The 18,316-nt window shown below is 72.7% G+C and carries 11 protein-coding genes; 3 read left to right on the forward strand and 8 right to left on the reverse strand.

Annotation, left to right across the window (positions count from 1 at the left end; translation table 11 throughout):
- From ACWC1K_RS48130 to ACWC1K_RS48140, 3 genes are all read right to left on the reverse strand, one after another.
- On the reverse strand, positions 1-1,556 hold a 1,556-nt coding region (locus ACWC1K_RS48130; RefSeq protein WP_450840277.1), incomplete at its 3' end, for an ATP-dependent helicase.
- 120 nt (positions 1,557-1,676) lie between these two features.
- A complete protein-coding gene (locus ACWC1K_RS48135) occupies positions 1,677-5,078 on the reverse strand; it encodes an ATP-dependent helicase (RefSeq protein ID WP_450840278.1) in 3,402 nt (1,133 codons plus the stop codon).
- Between the two features lie 257 nt (positions 5,079-5,335).
- Complete coding sequence (locus ACWC1K_RS48140) at positions 5,336-5,722, reverse strand: MGMT family protein (protein WP_450840280.1); 387 nt, start codon at positions 5,720-5,722, stop codon at positions 5,336-5,338.
- 186 nt (positions 5,723-5,908) lie between these two features.
- Here ACWC1K_RS48140 and ACWC1K_RS48145 point away from each other — a divergent pair, with 186 nt between their 5' ends.
- From ACWC1K_RS48145 to ACWC1K_RS48155, 3 genes are all read left to right on the forward strand, one after another.
- The gene (locus tag ACWC1K_RS48145) at positions 5,909-8,653 is read left to right on the forward strand and encodes a lysylphosphatidylglycerol synthase domain-containing protein (protein ID WP_450840282.1); all 2,745 of its coding nucleotides are present in this window, start codon (positions 5,909-5,911) and stop codon (positions 8,651-8,653) included.
- Between the two features lie 77 nt (positions 8,654-8,730).
- Positions 8,731-10,287, forward strand: a complete 1,557-nt coding sequence (locus tag ACWC1K_RS48150) for an alpha/beta hydrolase (protein ID WP_450840283.1) — start codon at positions 8,731-8,733, stop codon at positions 10,285-10,287.
- A 136-nt stretch (positions 10,288-10,423) separates the two neighbouring features.
- The gene (locus ACWC1K_RS48155; protein WP_450840285.1) at positions 10,424-11,980 is read left to right on the forward strand and encodes an alpha/beta hydrolase; all 1,557 of its coding nucleotides are present in this window, start codon (positions 10,424-10,426) and stop codon (positions 11,978-11,980) included.
- 83 nt (positions 11,981-12,063) lie between these two features.
- Here ACWC1K_RS48155 and moeZ read toward each other — a convergent pair whose 3' ends face one another.
- The 5 genes from moeZ to ACWC1K_RS48180 all read right to left on the reverse strand — a co-directional run bounded on the left by moeZ (position 12,064) and on the right by ACWC1K_RS48180 (position 18,308).
- The gene (gene moeZ / locus ACWC1K_RS48160) at positions 12,064-13,242 is read right to left on the reverse strand and encodes an adenylyltransferase/sulfurtransferase MoeZ (RefSeq protein ID WP_450840286.1); all 1,179 of its coding nucleotides are present in this window, start codon (positions 13,240-13,242) and stop codon (positions 12,064-12,066) included.
- A 63-nt stretch (positions 13,243-13,305) separates the two neighbouring features.
- Positions 13,306-14,055 (reverse strand): spherulation-specific family 4 protein, encoded by a 750-nt coding sequence (locus ACWC1K_RS48165; protein WP_450840287.1) that lies wholly within the window; start codon positions 14,053-14,055, stop codon positions 13,306-13,308.
- Positions 14,043-15,002 carry an NAD-dependent epimerase/dehydratase family protein gene (locus tag ACWC1K_RS48170; protein ID WP_351483561.1) on the reverse strand — a complete coding sequence of 320 codons (960 nt, stop codon included), beginning with the start codon at positions 15,000-15,002 and terminating at the stop codon, positions 14,043-14,045. Before ACWC1K_RS48170 ends, ACWC1K_RS48165 begins: the two co-directional genes overlap by 13 nt.
- Before the next feature lie 175 nt (positions 15,003-15,177).
- Positions 15,178-16,587 (reverse strand): hypothetical protein, encoded by a 1,410-nt coding sequence (locus ACWC1K_RS48175; RefSeq protein ID WP_450840289.1) that lies wholly within the window; start codon positions 16,585-16,587, stop codon positions 15,178-15,180.
- A complete protein-coding gene (locus ACWC1K_RS48180) occupies positions 16,584-18,308 on the reverse strand; it encodes a DUF3492 domain-containing protein (protein ID WP_450840291.1) in 1,725 nt (574 codons plus the stop codon). The genes ACWC1K_RS48175 and ACWC1K_RS48180 overlap by 4 nt, the downstream gene beginning before the upstream one ends.
- Between the last annotated feature and the right edge of the window lie 8 nt (positions 18,309-18,316).

Here is an 18,316-nt window from a genome sequence, read left to right on the forward strand (position 1 = left end):
CAACCGGCCCCCGTCCACGGCGACTTCGGCGAGCCCGTCGCCGTCATCGGGGTCGGCTGCCGACTGCCCGGGGCCAGGAGCCGGGCGCGGCGTCCCAGGAGGGCGAGGTCGCGGGGGCCGATGCGCCAGCGCGGGCCGGTCAGGAGGCGGACCAGGGAGGCGTTGGCGCCGGGGTCCTGGAGGACCTCGCAGACGGCGACCAGGTCGGCGATCTCCGGCAGGTGCAGCAGCCCGGACAGGCCGACCACCTCGACGGGGACGTCCCGGGCGACGAGCGCGCCCTGGATCTCGGCGAAGTCGGTTGACGTACGGCACAGGACGGCGATCTCCGCGGGCGCCTTCCCGGTGTTGACGAGGTGGGCGATGGAGTCGGCGATCCAGTCGATCTCCTCGGCGTGGGTGGGCAGCAGTGCGCAGCGCACGATGCCGTCGCGTTCTGCGCCGGGGGCCGGGCGGAGGGCCTCCACGCCCGCGTGCATGGCGCGCAGGGGCCCCGCGAGGCCGTTGGCGAGGTCGAGGAGACGGCCGCCGCTGCGGCGGTTCTCGCTGAGTGCCTGGCGGGTGGCCCGGCGGCCGTCGGGGTGTGCGAAGTGCTCCGGGAAGTCGTCCAGGTTGGCGACGGAGGCGCCGCGCCAGCCGTAGATCGCCTGACAGGGGTCGCCGACGGCGGTCACGGGGTGGCCGGTGCCGTCGCCGAACAGGCCCGCCAGGAGGATGCGTTGGGCGACCGAGGTGTCCTGGTACTCGTCGAGGAGGACCACACGGAACTCGTCGCGCAGGATGCGGCCCACCTCGGGGATGCGGGCGAGCTGTGCGGACAGGGCGATCTGGTCGCCGAAGTCGAGGAGGTCGCGCTCGCGTTTGGCGGCGCGGTAGCGCACCACCAGGTCGGCGAGTTCACGGCGGGCGGCGGCCGCTTCGGGGACCTTGCGCAGGTCGGCGTTGGTGAGCTTGATGCCTTCCAGGGTGCGCAGCAGGCCGGTGTCGTACGCGCGCAGCTCCTCGGGGCGTACGAGGTGCTCGGCGAGTTCGGCGTCGAGGGCGAGCAGGTCGCTGACGAGGTCCGCGAAGGAGCGGGTGAGCGACGGGTAGGGGCCCGGGGCCTCGCGCAGCACGCGCGCGGCGAGCTGGTACCGGGTGGCGTCGGCGAGCAGCCGGGCGGTCGGTTCCAGGCCGATGCGCAGGCCGTGGTCGGTCAGGAGACGGCCCGCGAAGGCGTGGTACGTCGAGATCACCGGTTCGCCCGGCGGATTGTCCGGGTCGATGACGTCCGGGTCGGTGACGCCCGCCTTGACGAGCGCCTTGCGGACGCGCTCGGCGAGTTCGCCGGCCGCCTTGTTGGTGAAGGTGAGGCCGAGGACCTGCTCGGGGGCGACCTGCCCGGTGCCGACCAGCCACACCACGCGTGCCGCCATCACCGTCGTCTTGCCCGATCCGGCTCCGGCAACGATCACCTGCGGGGCGGGCGGCGCGATGATGCAGGCCGTCTGCTCCGGGGTGAACGGAATCCCGAGGAGCTCCTTGAGCTGATCGGGATCGGTGATACGGGGTGGCACGTCAGAGAGGCTAGCGGCGGCCACTGACAGTGGAGGCCGGATCGGCCTCCGGGTGAGGAGAAGCGCAGGTCAGCACGTGTGGTGCGGTCGATCACAGAAGGCCAGGGAAGATCAGCCGCGTCACTCGACGACGTGTCGCCCTTCGGGCCTCGCACTGCAGGAGGCCTGGAAGGCGCAGTGCGAGCAGTGCTGGCCGGCGCTGGGTGTGAACCGTTCGTCGAGGACCTTTCCGGCGGCGTTGGCCAGCAGCTCGCCGACCCACTCCCCCGCCGCGCCCTCGACGGGGTCCTGGGCCTGCACCTTGGGCAGCGTCTCGCCGCCGTCGCGCCGGGCGGCGCCCTGGCGCAGCTGGACGAGTTCGGCGCCTCCGGATTCGGGACGCATGCCGTCGAAGGCCTCGTCGACGGCGCCTTCGCGGACGGCGAGCTGGTAGACGGCGAGCTGGGGGTGGCGTGCCACCTCGCGGGCGGTGGGCGCCTGTTTGCCGGTCTTGAAGTCGACGACGTAGGCGCGGCCCTCGCCGTCGGCCTCGACGCGGTCCATGGAGCCACGGATGCGGACCTCGTAGTCACCCGCTGCGAGGGTGACGTCGAAACCGTGCTCGCTGGCCACCGGGGTGCGGCCGGTGCGGTCCATGACGTGCCACTTCAGGAAGCGTTCGAGCGCCACGCGCGCGTTCTCCTTCTCCTGGGCCGACTTCCAGGGCGCGTCGAAGGCGAGCGCGTTCCACACGGAGTCCAGGCGCTCCATGAGGACGGCGAGGTCGGCGGGGGTGTGTCCGGAGGCGACCTCGTCGGCGAGGACGTGCACCACGTTGCCGAAGCCCTGGGCGGCCGTCGCCGGGGCGTCGGCCTTCACCTCGCGGCCGAGGAACCACTGCAGGGCGCAGGTGTTGGCGAGCTGGTCGAGGGCGCTGCCCGAAAGCACGACGGGCTGGTCGCGGTTGCGCAGCGGCACCTTGCTCTCTGTCGGCTCGTACATGCCCCACCAGCGGTAGGGGTGGGCGGACGGGACGAGGGGGCGGCCGTCCTCGTCGGCGAGCGCGGCGAGCCGGGCCAGGCGGTGCGCGGCGGCCTCCCTGAGGGTGTCCGAGACACGCGGATCGACCGTGGTGGCGCGCAGTTCGGCGACGAGCGCGGCGACGGACAGCGGACGGCGCGGGCGGCCGGTGACGTCCCTGGGTTCGACGCCGAGTTCGGTGAGGAAGCGGGAGGGCTGGTCCCCGTCGTCCGCGGCGGCCTTCACGGCGGTGACGACGAGGCGTTCACGCGCGCGCGTGGCGGCCACGTAGAACAGGCGGCGTTCCTCGGCGAGCAGCGCGCCCGGGGTGAGCGGTTCGGCGAGTCCGTCGCGGCCGATGCGGTCGGCCTCCAGGAGGGAGCCACGGCGGCGCAGGTCCGGCCACAGTCCCTCCTGCACGCCCGCGACGACGACCAGGCGCCACTCCAGGCCCTTGGAGCGGTGCGCGGTCATCAGGCGTACGGCGTCGGGACGGACGGCACGCCGTGTGAGGGTGTCGGCGGCGATGTCCTCGGCCGCGATCTCCTCCAGGAAGTTCAGGGCGCCACGGCCGCCGGTGCGCTCCTCGGCGCGCGCGGCGGTCGCGAACAGGGCGCACACGGCGTCCAGGTCACGGTCGGCGTTGCGGCCGGCGGCGCCGCCGCGCCGCGCGGACCGCTCCAGCCGGGCCGGCCACGGTGTGCCGTCCCACAGGTCCCACAGGGCCTCTTCGGCCGTGCCGCCGCTCGCGAGACGCTCCCGGGCGGTGCGCAGCAGCGCGCCGAGCCGCTGGGCGCCACGCGCGTACGCCGGGTCGTGCGCGACGAGGCGCTCCGGCTCGGCCAGCGCCCGCGCGAGCAGCTCGTCCGAGGGCGGCGGCAGCGGGTTGCCCGCGGCCCGCTCCTCGTCGCGCAGGGCACGCCCGAGGCGGCGCAGGTCGGCGGCATCCATGCCGGCGAGGGGGGAGGCCAGCAGAGTGAGGGCGGTTTCGGTGTCGAGCCAGCACGCGGTGGACTCCGACTCTTCGCGGACGCCTTCTTGGGAGGCGGCTCCTTCGGGGCCCTCCTCGGGCACGGCGCCTCCGGAGGCGGGCGCGGCACCCGTCTCGTCCGGCACATCGGTTCGCGCCGCCTCCGCCTCTGCCACCGCCCGCAGTGCCGTCAGCAGCGGCGCCACGGCCGGTTCGTGCCGCAGCGGCAGGTCGTCACCGTCGATGTCCAGGGGCACGCCCGCCGCGGTGAGCGTGCGGCGCACCGTCGGAATCGTGCGCGATCCGGCCCGCACCAGTACGGCCATCTCACTCCAGGGGACGCCGTCCTCCAGGTGTGCCCGGCGCAGGATGTCGGCGATGTTGTCGAGCTCCGTGCCGGGCGTGGGGTACGTGTACACCTCCACGTGGCCGCCGTCCCGCACCGGGGCGAGGTCGCGATGCGCACGTACCTTCTCCGCCGGGAGCCGGGTGAGCGGCATGCGCTGGGTGAGCAGCCGGGTCGCGGCGAGCAGGGCGGCACCCGAGCGGCGCGAGGTGCGCAGGACCTCGACGGGCGCGGGGCGGCCGTCCGCGCGCGGGAAGGCGGCCGGGAAGTCGAGGATGCCGCCCACGTCCGCACCGCGGAACGCGTAGATCGACTGGTCGGGGTCGCCGAAGGCGACGAGGGTGCGGCCGCCGCCCGCGAGGGCGTGCAGCAGCCGTACCTGGGCGGCGTCCGTGTCCTGGTACTCGTCCACGAAGACGGCGTCGTAGCGCGCGGCGAGCCGCTCGGCGGCCTCGGGGCGGCGGGCGAGGAGGACCGCCCGGTGGACCAGTTCCGCGTAGTCGAGTACGCCCTGCAGGTCGAGGACGTCGAGGTACTCGGCGAGGAAGGTGGCCGCGGCCCGCCAGTCGGGGCGGCCGATGCGGCGGGCGAAGGCGTCCAGGGCGGCGGGTCCAAGACCCAGTTCGCGGCTTCGGGCGAGGACCGCGCGGACCTCGTCGGCGAAGCCCCGGGTGGTCAGGCAGGCCCGCAGTTCGTCGGGCCAGCGCACATGTGCGAGGCCCAGCCGCTCCAGGTCGGCCTGGCCCGCGAGCAGTTCACGGACCGTCACGTCCTGCTCGGGGCCGGACAGCAGGCGCAGCGGCTCCACGAACAGGTCGTTGTCCTGGTGGGCGCGGACCAGGGCGTAGCTGAACGAGTGGAAGGTGGTCGCCTGGGGCGCGCGTGCCGCCCCTATGCGCAGCGCCATGCGGTCGCGCAGTTCGACGGCCGCCTTGCGGCTGAACGTCAGCACCAGGATGCGCTCGGGGTCCCCGCCACGGGCGATCCGCGCCGCCACGGACTCGACGAGCGTGGTGGTCTTGCCGGTGCCCGGACCTGCGAGGACGAGCAGCGGGCCGCCCTCGTGGTCAACCACGGAGCGCTGTGGCGCGTCCAGACGAGGGGGATCCTGTCGGCTCGGCGGGGTACGCACCAGTCGGTAGGCGCCACGGCCCCCCTGTCGCACCTGGGGGTGCGACAGGCGCCTGGTGGAGGAAGAGGAGCTCACGTGGTTCGCCGGTCCCGGTGGTTGTACTGGTCGTCGGACCACCGCGCGTGCAGGGCGGTGATCGGGGGGTGAGGGGGGCACGTGCAGCCGACGCTACGCCGACGCGGGTTGCGGAAGCAGGGCTTCCTCTTCTTCCCTCGCGGCACTCGCACCCCGCGGGCCCCTCGCCCCACGAACGTACGCCATGCGACAAACGTGCCCCGGCTCCCCCGTACGGATCACGGGTCACACACCGGTGCGCCCCATGGCGGAAGCTTTCAGGTGTGACCGTCCGCGCGTTCGCCGCCGTCCCATCGCGCCCGCCTCATGTCGAGGCGCGGCAAGTGGCCCTCGGCGGCCCTGCTCGCCTCCTTCAGGGGGGTGCCCTCGGCACGGTAGTGATCGAGAGCACGCAGTTCGTGCCCCGGGAGGAGGGCGCCGTCCGCGCGCACGACGCGCCACCACGGAACGGCTCCCCCGTAGAGAGCCATCACACGGCCGACCTGACGGGGCCCGCCCTGCTCCAGCCATTCGGCGACGTCCCCGTACGTCATGACACGCCCGGGCGGAATCAGTTCGGCGACCTCGAGTACGCGCTCGGCGTACTCCGGCAGCGCGTCCGTGTGCTCCGGGCCGGCGTCCCGCGGCAGGCTCTCCTCGCTCATCCGGCCCATCCTGCCGCAAGCCACCGACAGCGTGACGCGCTCGCAACGATGCGTATCCCTCGCCCCCGGGCGGCGCTTCCGGCAGACTGTGCGCCCCCGCTCCTGCACCCTGATGCCCCCGTGTGTCGGTGGGGCATGCCACCATCGTGCGGGCGGTGACTGGTGATACGAGATCAAGAAGAGACGATGAAGCAGCAGGGTGCGCACCCAGAGGGCGCCGAGAGCGCCTCTGACGCTTCGTCGCGCCCCGGCACCGGCTCCGCTTCCCGCACCGACGGCAAGGACGCCGCTTCGAAGGACGTCGACACGGGCGGCGACGCCTTCCTGGACGAGGCGCACATCGACGAGGTCGAGGGCGACGAACCGCTGCTCCCCGCGCGCGTGCACCGCCCGTCGGATCTGATGCGCCTCCTGGTGGGCGTGCTCGGGATCATCCTGCTGCTGGCGATCGCCGCGTTCGCCCACGGCACCACCTCGGGGCTCGAACAGGACATCAACAAGGGCACCGGGCAGGCGCCCGATCTGCTCATCAAGATCGCCGGTCTGGCCTCCAGCATCGCGATCCTGCTGGTGCCGGTCGCGTTCGCGATCGAACGGCTGATCAAGCGCGACGGGCTGCGCATCGCCGACGGCGTCCTCGCGGCTGTCCTCGCGCACGGAGTGACTCTCGCCACAGACCTGTGGGTCGCCAAGGGCGCCCCCGGCTCCATCCAGGAGGCGCTCACCCAGCCCTCCCCCGGCGACATCCACGCCCTGACCGACCCCGTGCACGGCTATCTCGCGCCGGTCATCGCGTACATGACGGCCGTCGGGATGTCGCGGCGGCCGCGCTGGCGCGCGGTGCTGTGGATCGTGCTGCTCCTCGACGCGTTCTCGATGCTCGTCACCGGCTACACGACACCGTTCTCGATCATCCTGACGGTGCTGATCGGCTGGACCGTCGCCTACGGGACGCTCTACGCGGTCGGCTCGCCCAACGTCCGCCCCACCGGTCGGACGCTGATGGCGGGCCTGCGGCACGTCGGATTCCGCCCGGTGACCGCGTCGCGCGAGGAACTGCCGGAGACACCGGAGACCGGCGACCGCGGACGGCGCTACTTCGTCACACTCGAGGACGGCCCGCCCCTGGACGTCACGGTCGTCGACCGGGAGCAGCAGGCGCAGGGCTTCTTCTACCGCGTGTGGCGCAATCTGACGCTGCGCGGCTTCGCCACCCGCAGCAGCCTCCAGTCGCTGCGCCAGGCACTGGAGCAGGAGGCCCTGCTCGCCTACGCGGCGATCGCGGCCGGCGCGAACGCGCCGAAGCTGATCGCGACCTCCGAGCTCGGGCCCGACGCCGTGATGCTCGTCTACGAGCACACCGGCGGGCGCACCCTCGACTCGCTCGCCGACGACGAGATCACCGACGAGCTGCTGCGCGACACCTGGCACCAGGTACGCGCACTGCAGTCCCGGCGCATCGCGCACCGCAGGCTGGTGGGCGACGCGATCCTGGTGGATCGTTCCGGCACGGTCATCCTCACCGACCTGCGCGTCGGCGAGATCGCGGCCGGCGATCTGCTGCTGCGCATGGACATCTCGCAGCTCCTGGTGACGCTGGGGCTGCGGGTGGGCGCGGAGCGCGCGGTGGCGTCCGCAGTGGGCGTGCTCGGCCCTGACGCCGTGGCCGACTGTCTGCCGATGCTGCAGCCCATCGCGCTCAGCCGGACCTCCCGCGCGACCCTGCGCAAACTGGCCCGGGAACGGGCCCAGCGCGAGCGTGAGGCGGTCCTGGAGGCGTCCCGCCAGGCCAAGCAGGCCCGCCTGGAGGAGGGCTCGGAGCACACCGGGTCCGTGCTCGAAAAGCCCGGCAAGAAGGCGGTGCGGGCCGAGCAGCGGGCCGAGAAGCGGGCCATCGACGAAGCCATCGACGAGGCGCGCGAGGAGGACCTGCTCACACAGATCCGGCACCAGGTGTTGCTGATCAGACCGCAGGCGCCGGTCGAGCCGGCCCGGCTCGAGCGGGTACGGCCGCGCACGCTGATCAGTTTCATCGCCGGTGCCATCGGCGCGTACTTCCTGCTGACGCAGCTCACCCACATCGAGTTCGGTCCTCTGGTCGCCAACGCCCAGTGGGGCTGGGTCGCCGCGGCCGTGCTCTTCTCGGCGCTGAGCTACGTCGCTGCGGCCATGGCCCTGCTGGGGTTCGTACCGGAGCGGGTGCCGTTCCTGCGGGCCGTGGCGGCGCAGGTAGCCGGGTCGTTCGTCAAGATCGTCGCGCCCGCCGCGGTCGGCGGTGTCGCCCTCAACACGCGCTTCCTGCAGCGCGCGGGGGTGCGCCCGGGCCTCGCGGTGGCGAGCGTCGGCGCCTCGCAGCTGTTCGGGCTCGGCTGCCACATCCTGATGCTGCTGTCGTTCGGCTATCTGACCGGCACCGAGAAGACGCCGTCCCTGTCGCCGTCCCGGACCGTCATCGCAGGTCTGCTCACGGTGGCCGTGCTCGTCCTCGTCGTCACCTCGGTGCCGTTCCTGCGGAAATTCGTCGCCACGCGCGTGCGGTCGCTTTTCGCCGGTGTCGTGCCGCGCATGCTGGACGTGCTGCAGCGGCCGCAGAAGCTGGTCACCGGCATCGGCGGCATGCTGCTGCTGACCGCCTGCTTCGTGATGTGCCTGGACGCCTCGATCCGCGCCTTCGGCCACGAAGGGGCCTCGCTCAGCATCGCCAGCGTCGCCGTCGTCTTCCTCGCCGGCAACGCACTCGGCTCCGCGGCCCCTACCCCGGGCGGCGTGGGCGCCGTGGAGGCGACCCTGACGGTCGGCCTGATCGCCGTGGGCCTCCCCAAGGAGGTGGCGGCCCCCGCCGTACTGCTGTTCCGGCTGCTGACGCTGTGGCTGCCGGTGCTGCCGGGCTGGCTGGCCTTCAACCAGCTGTCGCGCAAGGGTGCGCTGTAGTACGAGGACCGTAGCCGGTCTACCTCTTACGGCCCGTGTCCCGAGCGTCCACGCGCGCGTGACGACAGGATGGGAGCATGCCGAATCCTTCCCGCCCACGCGTGGCTGCTCTGACCGCCACCACCCTCGTGCTGCTGTCATCCGTGCTGGCGGGCTGCAGCGACAGCTCCAAGGAAGCCAAGGACGGGGACCTGTCGGCCCAGAAGCTGGACTGGAAGGACTGTCCGGCCCCGTCCGCGGCGGAAGGCGGCGGCGACGCCCCGTCACCTCTGCCGAACGGCGGCCAGTGGCAGTGCGCCACCATGAAGGCGCCCCTCGACTGGGCGAAACCCAAGGGCGACACGATCGGCATCGCGCTGATCCGGGCGAAGACCAGCGGCGACAGCAGCAAGCGCATCGGCTCGCTCGTCTTCAACTTCGGCGGACCCGGCGGCTCGGGCGTCACCACCCTGCCCGCCTTCGGCCAGGACTACGCGAAACTGCGCACCCGCTACGACCTGGTCAGCTTCGACCCGCGCGGCGTCGGCAGCAGCGCCCCGGTGAAATGCGAGAACGACCAGCAACTCGACGCGTACTTCCAGCAGGACGCGACCCCCGACGACGCCGCCGAGCGCACCGCCTACCTGGGCAACACCAAGGAGTTCAACGCGGCCTGCGAGAAGAACTCCAAGAAGGTGCTGCCGCATGTGCGCACCACCGACGCGGCCCGTGACATGGACCTCATGCGGCAGGTCCTCGGCGACGACAAGCTGTACTACTTCGGCATCTCGTACGGCACCGAACTCGGCGGCGTCTACGCCCACTTGTTCCCGAAGAACGTGGGCCGCGCGGTCCTCGACGCGGTCGTGGACCCGACACAGAACGCCGAGCAGAGCTCGCTGGGACAGGCCGAGGGCTTCCAGCTCGCGCTCGACAACTTCGCCGCGGACTGCACGTCGAAGGCCACTCCGTGCCCGATCGGCGACACCCCGCAGGACGTGAAGGACCGTATCGCCAAGCTGCTCGAGGACCTCGACGCGAAGCCGATCTCCGGCATCCTCCCCCGCCGGCTGACCCAGACCGCCGCGACCAACGGCATCGCGCAGGCCCTGTACTCCAAGGACTACTGGCAGTACCTCACCGAGGGCCTGCAACAGGCGTACAGCGGCGACGGCAAAATCCTCATGGCGCTGTCCGACTCGCTGAACGGGCGCAGCGAGAACGGCGAGTACAGCAACATCAGCGCCGCCAACATCGCCATCAACTGCGCCGACGAAAAGCCCCGTTACAGCACGGGCTACGTGGAGCAGAAACTGCCCGAGTTCCGGGCCGCCTCGCCGCTGTTCGGCGACTTCCTGGCCTGGTCCTTGCTCAGCTGCACCGACTGGCCCGTCGCGGGTGCCGCCGACCATCCGGACGTGAGCGCGCCGGGGGCCGCGCCGATCCTCGTCGTGGGCAACACCGGCGACCCCGCCACGCCGTACGAGGGTGCGAAGAAGATGGTGGACGCGCTGGGCAAGGGCGTGGGCGTGGAGCTGACGTACAAGGGGCAGGGGCACGGTTCCTACGACAGCAAGAACAAGTGCGTGCAGGCGGCCGTCAACGGTTATCTGCTGGCCGGGAAGGTACCGGCGGCCGGAACCGTCTGTTCCTGAGACCCCACCCGAGCCAGGGATAAAGCAGCAGGTCAGAAGGTTATCCACAGGCTCCGGCGGGTCTGCCTTGATCCGCCTACGATGGCCTGACAGCCGTCTGCTGCTCGATGCGGAGGGCCCGTGAGGGGGGACACACATGGCGCGATTCGCACGGTGGGCGGCTCTGGGGGCCGCCGCAGCGCTCCTGGTGGGGGGTTGCGGCGGTGGTTCGTCGTCCGACGACGGCAAGGGCGGCGGGAGGACGAGCGCGGCCGCCTCGCCTTCGTCCGGCTCCTCCGGCACGACGGCCGCGCTGCCCTCCTCGCTGACCGCGCAAAGGCTCGACTGGGGCCGCTGCAAGGCCACCGACGACTCCCCGGCACCGGGTAACGACTGGCAGTGCGCGACGCTCCGGGTGCCGCTGGACTGGTCGAAGCCGCAGGGCGAGACGATGGGCCTCGCGCTGATCCGCGCCGAGGCCCGCGGAGGCAAGCGCATCGGCTCGCTGCTCTTCAACTTCGGCGGCCCCGGCGCCCCGGGCGTCTCCTACCTGCCGTCCTTCGGACCCACCTTCGCCAAACTCCGGGAACAGTACGACCTGGTGAGCTGGGACCCGCGCGGCGTCGGGTCGAGCGGGGGAATCCGGTGTCGCAGCGACAAGGAGATCCAGGCTGCGGAGTCGGTGGACACCACACCGGACACCCCGGCCGAGGAGAAGGCATACCTCCAGGACGCCACCGACTTCGGCAAGGGCTGCGCGAAGGCCGCCGGGCAGCTGATGTCGCACGCGTCGACGACCGACACCGCCCGCGACATGGACCTGATGCGCCAGGTGCTGGGCGACTCGAAGATGCACTACTTCGGAATCTCGTACGGCACCGAACTCGGCGGTGTCTACGCCCACTTGTTCCCGAAGAAGGTGGCGCGGCTCGTCCTCGACGCCGTGGTGGACCCGAGCGCCGACATGGTGGGTCACGCCGCGAACCAGGCCAGGGGCTTCCAGCGGGCGCTCGACGACTACCTCAAGTCGACGGGACAGGACCCGGCTCAGGGATCCCGGAGGATCGCGGCCCTGCTGAAGCGGATCGACACCCGCCCGCTGCCGACCTCGAGCGGCCGCAAGCTCACCCAGACGCTCGCGCTGACCGGACTGACCTACCCCCTCTACTCCCGGCAGAGCTGGCCCAGCCTCACCAGCGCGCTGAACGCCGCCGAGAGCGGAGACGGTTCGGAACTGCTGTCGCTGGCCGACGGCTACAACGGCCGCGACGCTTCGGGGCACTACGAGACGACGACCCACTCGCAACGGGTCATATCGTGCCTGGACAGCAAGCTGCGCCCGACACCCGCCGAGACGAAGAGGCGGCTGGCGCAGTTCGAGAAGATCTCGCCCGTTTTCGGCGACTTCATGGGCTGGGACACCGCCGGCTGGTGCCACGACTGGCCGGTGGCCGGTCAGTGGGACACCCCGCCGGCCAGTGCGCCCGGGGCGCCCCCGGTCCTCGTGGTCGGCAACACGGGCGACCCGGCCACGCCCTACGAGGGCGCCCGGAAGATGGCCGACGAACTGGGCAAGGGCGTCGGTGTGGAGCTCACCTGGAAGGGCGAGGGCCATGGCGCGTACGGGAACGGGAGCGACTGTGTCGACTCGACGGTGAACGCGTATCTGCTGAACGGGACGCCGCCGAAGGACGGAAAGGTCTGCGCCTCGTAACCCGGGCAGCGGGACTCGCAGCCCCGGCAGCGAAAAGGGGCCCGGCACCCGCGGTGCCGAGCCCCTCCTGGGAAGGCGTACGCCTAGTAGACGGGCTTGTGCGGCTCGATCTGGTTGACCCAGCCGATCACTCCGCCGCCGACGTGGACGGCGTCGGCGAAGCCCGCGGACTTCAGGACCGCGAGGACTTCCGCACTGCGGACACCCGTCTTGCAGTGCAGGACGATCTTCTTGTCCTGCGGGAGGGCCTCCAGGGCGGTGCCCATGAGGAACTCGTTCTTCGGGATCAGCTTGGCGCCGGGGATCGAGACGATCTCGTACTCGTTGATCTCACGGACGTCGATGATCTCGATGTTCTCGCCGTCGTCGATCCACTCCTTGAGCTGCTTCGGAGTGATCGTCGAGCCGGCGGCCGCCTCCTGGGCCTCCTCGGAGACGACGCCGCAGAAGGCCTCGTAGTCGATGAGCTCGGTGACGGTGGGGTTCTCGCCGCAGACCGCGCAGTTCGGGTCCTTGCGGACCTTGACTTGGCGGTACTGCATCTCCAGGGCGTCATAGATCATCAGGCGGCCGACGAGGGGCTCACCGGTGCCGGTGAGGACCTTGATGGCCTCCGTGACCTGGATGGAGCCGATGGACGCGCACAGCACGCCCAGCACGCCGCCCTCGGCGCAGGAGGGGACCATGCCCGGCGGCGGGGGCTCCGGGTAGAGGCAGCGGTAGCAGGGGCCGTGCTCGGACCAGAAGACGGAGGCCTGGCCGTCGAAGCGGTAGATCGAACCCCATACGTACGGCTTGTTGAGCAGCACGCACGCGTCGTTGACCAGGTAGCGGGTCGCGAAGTTGTCCGTGCCGTCGACGATCAGGTCGTACTGGCTGAAGATGTCCATCACGTTGTCGGCCTCGAGCCGCTCCTCGTGAAGGATCACGTTCACGTACGGGTTGATGCCGAGGACGGAGTCACGGGCGGACTCGGCCTTGGAGCGGCCGATGTCGGCCTGGCTGTGGATGATCTGACGCTGCAGGTTCGACTCGTCGACCTCGTCGAACTCCACGATGCCGAGCGTGCCCACGCCCGCCGCGGCCAGGTACATCAGCGCCGGCGAGCCCAGGCCGCCGGCGCCCACACAGAGCACCTTGGCGTTCTTCAGCCGCTTCTGCCCGTCCATCCCGACGTCGGGGATGATCAGGTGGCGGGAGTACCTGCGGACCTCGTCTACGGTGAGCTCAGAGGCTGGCTCGACCAGGGGTGGCAGCGACACGGGGACTCCGTTGGTCGGTCAATCACTACAGTTGTTCTCTCCGTAACACTGCCATGGCCTTCTTCATTCCGAGACACCCGTTCCGATCCGCGAGACGATTTCGTCCCAGTAGCCGGGCAGGGTCTCCCAGGGGTCGGCGCGGCCGCCCCGGTCGGTGCGGTCGGTGAAGTAGATGGTCGAGGCGCCCTGCCAGCGGGCGATGCGCAGTGCTTCCTCCAGGTGGGGGCGGGGCACCCCGTGGACGAAGTGGCAGAAGCGCTCGGGCGGATGGTCCGCGGTCCACTCCGCCACCTGCGACCAGCGGTAGTCGCTCCAGGACCCGGAGAAGGTGACCAGTTGGTCGGCGCACTCGACGTAGCCGGGGTGCGGGTGGGTGCCATGGCCGAGGACGATGTGGGCATCGTCACGGATCCCACGGAGCGTGGTGACGGTGCGGCGGACCTCGGGGAGCGAGACGCTTTCGGTCGGGCAGCGGTCCAGCAGGAAGCCGTCGACCTGGTACCAGTCGAGGTAGCGGTGCGCGTCGGAGATCACCTCGCCGAAAGAGCGGGCCCCTTGGGCGGTGTCGAGGTGGCCGAGGACCCGCACGCCCGCGTTGCGCAGGCGGCCGGCGGCCTCCAGGCAGTGCGGGTCGGGGCGGGAGCCGGGGCCGTCGGCCACGTTGAGGACGACCCAGTGCAAGGGCGTTCCGGGGCGGGTGAGTTCGCCCCACTCGGTGGGTGCGAGGAGGGGGTGTGCGTAGCCGGGGATGCCGAACCCGGTGCGGACGTCGGTGCTCGCGGTGCCCGCTCTGGTGCTGGTCAGATACGGCATGCCGCCTCCATCCAGATGTCGGCGAGGGACTCTTCGAGGTTGATGCGGGGCCGCCAGCCGAGCCGGTCGCGTGCGGTGCGCACATCGGCCTGCTGCCAGCTGCCGCAGCCGTCCGGGTACGGGTACGCGACCGGGGCCGCGTGGTCGGATTCGCCGCGGGGGTGGCCGATGGTGGCACGCAGCGGGCCGGGCGGGCCGTCGAGTTCGTGGAGCGCACCGCCGTATCCGGCCACGCGGGCGAGCACGGCGGCGGCGTCGCGCAGCCGGACGGCGCGGCCCGAGCCGATGTTGATGACGCCCTGCGCGGCGGAGAGCGAGGCGGCGTGCACGGCGCGGGCCACGTCGCGTACGTCGATGAAGTCGCGCTGGACGCCGAGGCCGCCCAGCTTGAGTTCGCCGTCGCCGGACTGCATGGCGCGGCGCATGGCCTCGGCGAGCCGGCCGAGCGGCGAGCCGGCGGGGGTGCCGGGGCCGGCCGGTGAGAAGACCCGGAGGACGACCGCGTCCAGACCCGAGCCCAGGACCAGTTCGGTGGCGGCGAGCTTGCTCACCCCGTACGGGCCGCCGGGGCGCGGGACGGCGTCCTCCGCCGTCGACGAACCCGGCTGGCTCGGGCCGTACTCGGCGCCGCAGCCGATCTGCACCAGGCGGGCACCGCAGCCGCTGCGGCGCAGGGCCTCGCAGACGGTGGCGACGGCGACGGTGTTGTGGCGGGTGAGGTCGCGGGCGCCGCCCCGGGTGGCACCCGCGCAGTTGATGACGACGCCGGGGTGGACCGCGTCGAGGAAGCGGGTGAGGGCTCCGGGGCTGCCGGAGGCGAGGTCGAAGCGGACGTCGGCGTCGTCGCCGCGGCCGAGCGCGGTGAGCTGGACGGCCGGGTCGGCGAGCAGACGGTCGGCGACGAAGCGGCCCAGGTAGCCGTTGGCTCCGATCAGCAGGACTCTCATCGGGCGGCTCCCGGTGCCGAGGCGTCGGGTCGGGAGGTGATCATCTCGGGTTCTCCTTCGGAGGGGGTGGTGCGCTTGCCGAGGGCGGCGGGGCCGGGCGCCTGCGGCAGGGCGTGGGCCGACGCGCGTCGGCGTGCGTGCGGCTCGTGGGGGTGCGCCGCGGGCGGCTGCCGCGTCAGCACGGCCGGTCCGCGGGTGCGTGGGCCGAGGCCCGGGTGAGGGTGCGGGTCGCGTGGATCAACAGGGTCAGTGCGGCTGCCCCGCAGGCGAGGGCCGGGACGCTGCCGGGGCCCCAGTGGTCGACGAGGGTCTCCACGGGGGTGGCGAGGAAGCCGCAGCCGGGGCCGCGGCCCGCGAAGACGGTGGCCGTGGCGGCGGCCTCGGCCGTGGCCGTGGCGGTGAGGACGAGCGCGGGGGCGTGGGTGAAACCGTGCGTGGTGAGGAGGCGGGCGAGGAGCAGCAGGGCGCCCAGGGTGACGGTCTGGGCGTAGGCCGCGGGCTCGCCCAGGGCCGTGCCGCACAGGGCGAGCAGGGCCGTCAGCGCGCACAGGAACAGGAAGAACGTGCCGATGAGGAGCGGTCGTACGGAGGCGGCGTACTCCTCCAGGGCGCGGCTGGCGGTCAGTCTGCGGCGGGCGCGAACGGCGAAGAGGTGGGCGCTCCAGGCCGCGGGGGCGCAGGCCAGCATGAGGGCCAGGACGGGAGCCGTGGCCACGGGCCAAGGGCCGTCGGCGGTGCCGGTGGGCGGGCCGTCGAAGCCTCCGGCGAGGGCCGCGCGCAGGAGGCCGTCGCCTAGGAGGGCGTACGCGAGGAGCCAGTACGTGCCCACGCGGCTGCCCGGCGCGTGCGGGAGGGGTCCCGGGGGCCTGCGGTCCGTGGCGCCGAGGGGGCCGCGGGTGAGCGCCGCGCGCAGGGCGAGAGCGACGGCGAGGACTCCGGCGGCGGCCGCGATCGCGCGGGTCTGTCCGTGGGTGAGGTGCAGGGCGGCGACGGTCGCCGCGCACAGTGCCCCGGGCAGGAGGGTGAGCAGGGCCCAGCCGACACGTGCCCTGGGCACGTCGAGGGCTGCCGGGCGGGCAGGGGCGCCGTCGTCGCGGGGTACGCGCGCGTACATCTCCTCCGCCAGGGAGAAGACGTCCCGGTGCCGGAAGTGTGCGGCGGTCCGGTCGGTGACGCCGTGGGCCTCCAGACCCGCAGCGATCTCCAAGGGGTCCACCGCCCGCTCGCACAGCTCGCGGTGACGGTGCATCAGCGCCTTCACCGGGTCGGCGGCGGCGCGCCGGGGAGCGGCGGGTTGGCGGGGGGCGGCCGACGGGTCGGCACCTGCCTGCGCGGGCGCCGGGGCTTGGGTGTAGGCACGCGCGTGTGCCGGGGCTTCACCGCCGCCGCGCCTGGCTGCCGGGCCTTCGGCTTCGGCACGCGCGCGGGCCAGGGCCTCATCGCCGTCGCATGCACCACGTGCCGTCTCTCCGCCGGTGGTGTCCGAGGCGGCGGTCTCCCCCGCGAGCCATCCCTGCGACCGTTCGTCCCAGGCTCCGGGGCTGTCCGGGGTGCCGGGGCGGTCCAGTGCTCCCAAGTCGCTCATCGTGCCCCCTCGGTGGCCGGCATCGGGGGTGTGGTGCGCGGCGTCGCGCGTACCGGTGTGCCCGTCGCCCAGCCCGGGCCGCCGCGGGCCACCACACGCGCGTCCGGGTGGGTCCAGCGGCCGGGGAGGTGCGCCTCGGCGGGGACGGCGAACGGCAGGGGCTCTCCCGTGTCGCCGAGGACGATGCGGCGCACCGGGGTGCGCGAGACGATCTCCAGGTAAATGCCGTGAAATGCCGTGGTGTTCTGCTCGACGGTGAACAGTTCGAGCGCACGCGCGCGTGCGGCGGCGCCCAGGCGCTCCCGGCGCTCGGGGTCCCGCAGCAGCGCCAGACATGCCTCGGCGAGCGCCCGCGGGTTGCGCGGCGGTACGACGAGCCCCGTGCCCCCGATGACCTCCACGACCGCGCCGACGTCCGTGGAGACGGTGGCGCGGCCGCAGAACATCGCCTCGACGAGGCTGATCGGGAAGCCCTCGACGACACTGGACAGTACGGTCACGGCGCCGGCGGCGTACGCGTCGGCGAGGCTCGGCAGCTCCGGACCGCCGATCTCCTCGAAGGACACGGGGTTGTCGCCGACGGCGTGCAGCCCCGCCGCCTCGTCGGGGAAGAGCTGCGCGGCAAGAGCCCGGCAGTGGCCGAGATAGGCCTCACCTTCGGGGCCGTCCGGGGCACCGACGATCCGCAGCAGGGTCTTCGGCGCCTCCTTGCGGATCTCCGCGAAGGCGTGCAGCAGCGACACCAGGTCCTTGGCGGGTTCGACGCGGCCGACCCAGACGAGCGTGTCGGGGTCCGCGGACTCCGGGGACTCGCCCACCTCGGCGAAGCGGGAGGCGTCCATGCCCGGGTAGACCGTGCGGAGCTTCGCGCGGTCGGCGCCGCACCGTTCCTGCCAGCGGCGGGCGTGCGCGTTGCCGGGCGTGACGACCGCGGCCCGGTCGTAGATCTCGGCGGCGAGCCTGCCGTGGAAGGCGGCGAGCAGGGACCGCACGGCGGGCGGCGCGTCCGTGGCGGCCAGGTAGTGCGTGCGCAGCCGCACGCCGTACTCGGTCAGCAGGAGGGGTACGCCGTGGAAGTGGCGGGCGAGCAGCCCGGGCAGGGCCGCGGGCCCGCCGGACGTCGCGTGGCACAGGTCGACCGAGCCGAGGCCGTCGTCCTCGTACCAGTCGAGCGAGAGAGGGCGCAGGGCGCGTTCCAGGTGCGCGGCGACGGCGAGCAGATCCGGTACGCGCGCCTCACGCGCCGATCCCAGGGCGCCCGGCGCGCGACAGGCGCGCTCCAGGGCTCGTACGGCGGCCTCGGAGCGGAGCGCTCCCAGCAGGCCGCGCTCGTCCCGGGCCAGTTCGGCGAGCCCGTACAGCGCGCTGCCGAAACGGTCCGCCTCAGCGGCCGGGGCCTTTCCCGAAGCGCCGGAAGGATCCCCGGCGCTGCCCGCGCACAACGCGGCCGCCAGCTCCCCGTAGCACTCGGCGAACCGCCGCCGTGCCCGGCGCCCGTGGCTCGTCCCGCTGTCCTCGGCCGTCCACAGCGGCGCCGTCCGCACCCGGGCGACCTGCGGCGGGAGCGCGACCCAGCCCTCGCTCTCCTGGCGTTCGCTGCGGCTGAGCGCGTAGACGTCGAACTGGTGCTGCCCGAGCCCGCGCACGAGCCGGTCGCACCAGAGCCTGGCGTCACCGCTCACATACGGATAGCCACCCTCCGTAAGCAGTCCGATGCGCACGAGCGCAC

It is taken from the genome of Streptomyces sp. NPDC001492 (assembly GCF_053597275.1).

What these genes read in the sequence shown, in the direction of transcription:
- ACWC1K_RS48140 (WP_450840280.1), bottom strand. Translation starts at nt 5,722, where the DNA reads ATGAGCGAGGAGAGCCTGCCGCGGGACGCCGGCCCGGAGCACACGGAC.
- ACWC1K_RS48145 (WP_450840282.1), top strand. Translation starts at nt 5,909, where the DNA reads ATGAAGCAGCAGGGTGCGCACCCAGAGGGCGCCGAGAGCGCCTCTGAC.
- ACWC1K_RS48150 (WP_450840283.1), top strand. Translation starts at nt 8,731, where the DNA reads ATGCCGAATCCTTCCCGCCCACGCGTGGCTGCTCTGACCGCCACCACC.
- ACWC1K_RS48155 (WP_450840285.1), top strand. Translation starts at nt 10,424, where the DNA reads ATGGCGCGATTCGCACGGTGGGCGGCTCTGGGGGCCGCCGCAGCGCTC.
- ACWC1K_RS48165 (WP_450840287.1), bottom strand. Translation starts at nt 14,055, where the DNA reads ATGCCGTATCTGACCAGCACCAGAGCGGGCACCGCGAGCACCGACGTC.
- ACWC1K_RS48170 (WP_351483561.1), bottom strand. Translation starts at nt 15,002, where the DNA reads ATGAGAGTCCTGCTGATCGGAGCCAACGGCTACCTGGGCCGCTTCGTC.
- ACWC1K_RS48175 (WP_450840289.1), bottom strand. Translation starts at nt 16,587, where the DNA reads ATGAGCGACTTGGGAGCACTGGACCGCCCCGGCACCCCGGACAGCCCC.